Below are 5,399 nucleotides of genomic sequence, written 5' to 3'. Positions count from 1 at the left end.
GCTTCGTACAAGACAATCATGTCCTGAAATTCCTGTTTGTTCATACGCCAGTCTTTGGCATCAAGCAGAGTGGCGGCACGATACCAAAGATGGGATTCGGCATCGGGTGGAGATGGAGGCGTCCAAGTCGCGCAGGTGTATTGTGTACGCTTCGAGTCAAAGGCTTTGGGTGCTGGATGGGTTTGGGTGTAATCGCGGTCGGATTGGGACGGCGAAACCGAGCCGCAGGAAGCTAAGAGGGGGATAAGCAGGGCGATGAAAGTGAGTTTGTTCATGGTATGTGTTGATTGTGTTTGCATTGAGGTCGTCTGAAACTGAAAATCAGGTTTCAGACGACCTCTTTATGGGTTTCAACCTATCCTTTTAAACGGCGGCAGGCTGGCTAGTAATTGTTGGCCGTATCGCTGCGTTTTGACGCGGTTGTCGAGGATAGTCACGCGGCCGTAGTCTTGTTCGGTGCGGATGAGGCGGCCGACGGCTTGGATGAGTTTGATGCCGGCTTCGGGGACGGTGATTTCGATAAAGGGGTTGCCGCCGCGCTGTTCTATCCAGCGGTTTTGGGTTTTTTCGATGGGGTTGTCGGGCATGGCGAAGGGGAGCTTGGCGATGATAACTTGCACGCAGGCGGTGCCGGGCAGGTCGAGTCCTTCGGCGAAGCTGTCGAGTCCGAAGATGATGCTGGCTTTGCCTTCTTCTATGGCTTGGTGGTGTTTTTGCAGGAGGACGGCTTTGGGCAATTCGCCTTGTACGAGCAAGAGCGGCAGGTAGTCTTCGGGCAGGCGCAGGGCGACATCCTGCATTTGTTTGCGCGAGGAAAACAGGACGAGTGTGCCGATGGCTTCGGTGGGTGAAATGAGCTTGGGCAGCCATTCGACAATGGCGGCGGTGTGCGCGGCGGGGTCTTTGGGGCTGGCGTGCACGGGCGGGATGTAGAGTTCGCCTTGTGCGTCGAAATCAAACGGGCTTTCTAGGGCGAGGGTGGTGGTTTCGGGCAGCCATTGCAGTCCGGTTTGGCGCAGGATGAGGTTGAAGCTGCCCAAGGATTGCAGGGTGGCGGAGGTCAACACTGCGCCTGCCGCGCGCCGCCACAGGCTGTTGGCGAGGTGGGACGCGCTGCTGATGGGGCTGGCGTTGAAAATGTAGTCGTTTTTGTCGTCGGCGCGACGGGTTATCCATTTTGCCAGCGGTTCTTCGCCCTCAAGGGGGACGGTGGAGAGCAAATCCCATGTGGCGGTGATTTGTTCGATACGGGCGCGGAATACGCCGAATTCGGTACTCAGGCGGTCGATTTGCGCGCTGTTTTGGTCTTTGTCGCGGCGGGCGGCGGACAGGGCGTCGTTGAGGCTGTTGATGTGTTTGTAGAGGCTGCGGGCGGCGATGGCGGTGTTGGAAACGGTGGTTTCGAGGCCTTCGGGGATTTTGCCGTCTTCCCACAGCCAAGTCGGTTCGCTGTTGGTCCGTCTGTCGTTTTCAGACGACCCCAAGCCCAAAGACGGCTCTTCGGCGAGGTGGAACTGCCATTCGTGCAGGCTTTCGAGCAGCGCGGCGGCGGCTTCGTCGGCAAGGTTCGCTAACTCACCTTTGTCGGTGAGTGCGGCAATTTTGCCGGTAACCTGCGGCAGTTTTTCCAACGCCCACACGGCTTGGTTCCACGAATGCTCGGCGGCAAACTGGCTGAGTGCTTTCTTGGGCAGGTGATGCGCTTCGTCGATGCAGTAGAAGCTGTTTTCAGGGTCGGGCAAAATCACGCCGCCGCCCATGCTGATGTCGACCATCAGCAAATCGTGGTTGGTGACGACGACATCGACGGTTTCCAGCGTGTCACGTGCAAGGTAAAACGGGCATTCCGAGCGGTTGGGACAGGCGGCTTTGAGGCAGCCGTAGTTGTCGTTGTTCACCTTCATCCAGATGGTGTCGTCGATTTTTTCCGGCCAAGTGTCGCGGTCGCCGTTGAACCGTCGGGCGGAAAATTCGTCGGCGATGTCGCGCAGCAGCTTCAATTCTTCGGGCTTGGGTTTGCTGTCCCACAACACGGCGGGGGCTTCAAAGCCGAGCAGGTTTTGCTGGGCGTTGCTTTGCGTGAGTTGGTAGAGTTTGTAGGGACAGAGATAGCGGCCGCGCCCTTTGGCAAGCGCGAAGGTCAGCTCCAAACCGCTTTTTTCAACCAGAAACGGCAGATCGCGGTCCACCAGCTGCTCCTGCAAAGCAACCGTCGCGCTGCTCACAATCAGCCGCTTGCCGCGCGTCTGCGCCATAATGCCGCCTGCCAGCAGGTAGGCAAGCGACTTGCCCACGCCGGTCGGTCCTTCGATCACGGCAATGCTCTCGCCCTCGCGCTTGGGCGGCTCGCCGCCTTCTTCGCGCGTCAATGTCCGCGAAAAAGCGTTGGCAACCGCCGCAATCATTTCCCGCTGCGACGCGCGCGGACGGAAACCGGGCAGGTTTTTGCCGATATTTTGGTAATGGTCGCGGATGGCGTTTTTTTCTAAATCGGTGAGCATTGAGGTCGTCTGAAAAGGTGGATTTGCTTATGAATTTGTTATTTTAGCATTTTTCGCGGACGGGTTCGGGAGAGATGGGAGAGGTCGTCTGAAAAGCATATTTTGGCGTTTTCAGACGACCTTTGGTAAGGGAGGCTGTATCGGGATAGGAGGTTTGAACTGTTGGCGTTCCTGTCCTCGCGTAGGCGGGGGCGGGAATGACGGAATTTGATGATATATCGTATTTAAAGTTAAGTATGTTTGCTATGGAGATGGGCAGCGGGGGTTCGGCGCGGGTGGGATCAATTTCTTGGTGCATCGTTAAAATAAAGATAAGGGCGCATGATCGCGCCCCTTCGGTTTTCAGACGACCCTTTAAGTTTGGTGGGGTGCTTAAGCCGTTTTGTTCCGCAACGGCAGTTTGATATGCGGTTTGGCAGGTTTGGGCGCTTCTTTCAAACCCAGTTTGATTTGCTGCTCTTCGCTCAACAAATTGCTCCAGTCGCCTTTTTTATACCACTCGCGCCCGTCCAATTCGATGGGGTGCTGGATACGCTCGCAGCCGTTGCCGCACTGCAAATCGTCTTCTTTGCAGTATTTGTCGCAACCCCAGCAGATGCGCTCCGGCGCTTTGGGGAAGATGGGGAATTTTTTTGCCATGGTGTGAAATCCTTGTTTTTATTTTCATGAAATTATAAATGATTCAATTGCGACAGCTTGGGTTTTGTACGTCTTTTTACGCTGGACAGTTAAGAAATGTATCGGGTCGTCTGAAAGGCGGAGTCAATCCGTGTTATATTTATACACATTGCATATAAATGAACTTCGATAAAACTAATCCGCCCTGTTGCACTCAAATGGCGGGAAGCCTGATATTTGAAACTATTTTTAAAGCAATCAATCAGTTGGATTTACTGTTAATTTCTTTAAAATTCAGTATGATATATTTCGCTCTGATATAATATGCGGGCAAGGCGTACGGAAGCCGGCGTCTTGTCTTTTTTCAACTTTAGATACTAAGGAACTTATATGTGCGGTATCGTCGGCGCCATCCGCGCCAACCACAATGTAGTCGATTTTCTGACCGACGGTCTCAAACGCCTTGAATATCGGGGCTACGACTCGTCGGGTATCGCCGTGAACACAGACGGCAAAATCAAGCGCGTGCGCCGTGTCGGCCGCGTGCAACTGATGGAAGATGCCGCGCGCGAAAAAGGCGTGTTCGGACACATCGGCATCGGCCATACCCGCTGGGCAACCCACGGCGGCGTGACCGAACCCAACGCCCACCCCCACATCTCCGGCGGCATGATTGCCGTCGTCCACAACGGCATCATCGAAAACTTCGAAGCCGAACGCGAACGCCTCAAAGCCTTGGGTTACACCTTCGAATCGCAAACCGATACCGAAGTCATCGCCCACAGCGTCAATCACGAATACACCCAAAACGGCGGTAAACTGTTTGAAGCCGTCCGCGCCGCCACCGCCCGTTTCCACGGCGCATACGCCATCGCCGTGATGGCGCAGGACAAACCCGAAGAAATGGTTGTTGCACGCATGGGCTGCCCGCTCTTGGTGGCATTGGGCGATCAAGAAACCTTCATCGCCTCCGACGTATCCGCCGTCATCGCCTTCACCCGCCGCATCGCCTATTTGGAAGATGGCGACATTGCCCTTCTAAGCGCAAACGGCATCGACAAACTCATTGACAAAACCGGTACTGAAACCCAACGCACCGTCAAAGTATCCGAACTGTCGCTCGCGTCGCTGGAATTGGGCCCTTACAGCCACTTCATGCAAAAAGAAATCCACGAACAACCGCGCGCCATCGCCGATACCGCCGAAGTCTTCCTTGACGGTGGCTTCGAACCCGAAAACTTCGGCGCGAACGCACGCGAAGTGTTCGACGATATCCACAGCATCAAAATCCTTGCCTGCGGTACGTCCTACTATGCCGCGCTGACCGCCAAATACTGGCTCGAATCCATCGCCAAAGTGCCGACCGACGTCGAAATCGCCAGCGAATACCGCTACCGCGACGTGATTGCCGATCCAATGCAATTGGTCATCACCATCTCCCAATCCGGCGAAACCTTGGACACGATGGAAGCCCTGAAATACGCGCAGTCTTTGGGACACAAACACAGCCTGTCCATTTGCAACGTCATGGAATCCGCCCTGCCGCGCGAGAGCGAATTGGTTCTGTACACCCGCGCCGGCGCAGAAATCGGCGTCGCCTCTACCAAAGCGTTCACCACGCAACTGGTTGTATTGTTTGGCTTGGCGGTAACGCTGGGCAAACAGCGCGGCTTGGTTTCCGCCGAAAAAGCGCGCGAATACGTCGAAGAGCTGCGCCAACTGCCCGGCAGCATCCAACACGCCCTCAACCTTGAGCCGCAAATCGCCGCCTGGGCGCAAAAATTCGCCAAGAAAAACAGTGCACTGTTTTTAGGTCGTGGCATCCACTTCCCGATTGCTCTCGAAGGCGCGTTGAAGCTGAAAGAAATCACCTACATCCACGCCGAAGCCTATCCCGCAGGCGAATTGAAACACGGCCCGCTGGCATTGGTGGACGAAAACATGCCCGTCGTCGTCATCGCACCGAACGACGGCTTGTTGGACAAAGTCAAAGCCAACATGCAGGAAGTCGGCGCACGCGGCGGCGAACTCTTCGTCTTCGCCGATTTGGACAGCAATTTCAACGCCACCGACGGCGTGCACGTCATTCGCGCCCCGCGCCACGTCGGCGTACTCTCGCCGATCGTGCACACCATCCCCGTGCAGCTCCTGTCCTACCACGCTGCCCTCGCACGCGGCACGGACGTGGACAAACCGCGTAATCTGGCGAAATCGGTTACAGTTGAATAAAGCCCGATTTGAACGGTAAAAGGTCGTCTGAAAACTGGGAAACCAAAGTTT

General features: G+C 55.6%; 4 protein-coding genes and 1 pseudogene. 1 reads left to right on the top strand and 4 read right to left on the bottom strand.

What is annotated here, in order from left to right:
• The 4 genes and pseudogenes from HMPREF2572_RS02720 to HMPREF2572_RS02710 all read right to left on the bottom strand — a co-directional run.
• Positions 1 to 275, bottom strand: a pseudogene (locus tag HMPREF2572_RS02720) (sel1 repeat family protein); the annotation flags it as partial.
• Positions 276 to 350: 75 nt separating this feature from the next.
• Positions 351 to 2,501: an ATP-dependent DNA helicase DinG gene (gene dinG, locus HMPREF2572_RS02715; protein ID WP_070496156.1), complete on the bottom strand. Its 2,151-nt coding sequence runs from the start codon at positions 2,499 to 2,501 to the stop codon at positions 351 to 353.
• Between the two features lie 43 nt (positions 2,502 to 2,544).
• Entirely contained in the window at positions 2,545 to 2,799 is a 255-nt protein-coding gene (locus tag HMPREF2572_RS13090; RefSeq protein WP_083294134.1) for a hypothetical protein, read from the bottom strand.
• A gap of 74 nt (positions 2,800 to 2,873) precedes the next feature.
• Positions 2,874 to 3,140: a DUF3079 domain-containing protein gene (locus HMPREF2572_RS02710; protein ID WP_070496154.1), complete on the bottom strand. Its 267-nt coding sequence runs from the start codon at positions 3,138 to 3,140 to the stop codon at positions 2,874 to 2,876.
• A gap of 369 nt (positions 3,141 to 3,509) precedes the next feature.
• Here HMPREF2572_RS02710 and glmS point away from each other — a divergent pair, with 369 nt between their 5' ends.
• Positions 3,510 to 5,348 (top strand): glutamine--fructose-6-phosphate transaminase (isomerizing), encoded by a 1,839-nt coding sequence (glmS, locus tag HMPREF2572_RS02705; RefSeq protein WP_070496151.1) that lies wholly within the window; start codon positions 3,510 to 3,512, stop codon positions 5,346 to 5,348.
• The last annotated feature ends 51 nt before the right edge of the window (positions 5,349 to 5,399 follow it).

Source organism: Neisseria sp. HMSC064E01, assembly GCF_001808875.1.
Taxonomy (GTDB): Bacteria; Pseudomonadota; Gammaproteobacteria; order Burkholderiales; family Neisseriaceae; genus Neisseria; species Neisseria sicca_A.
Note: the sequence above shows the minus strand (reverse complement) of the source record. Positions and strands in the feature narration are given on the sequence as shown.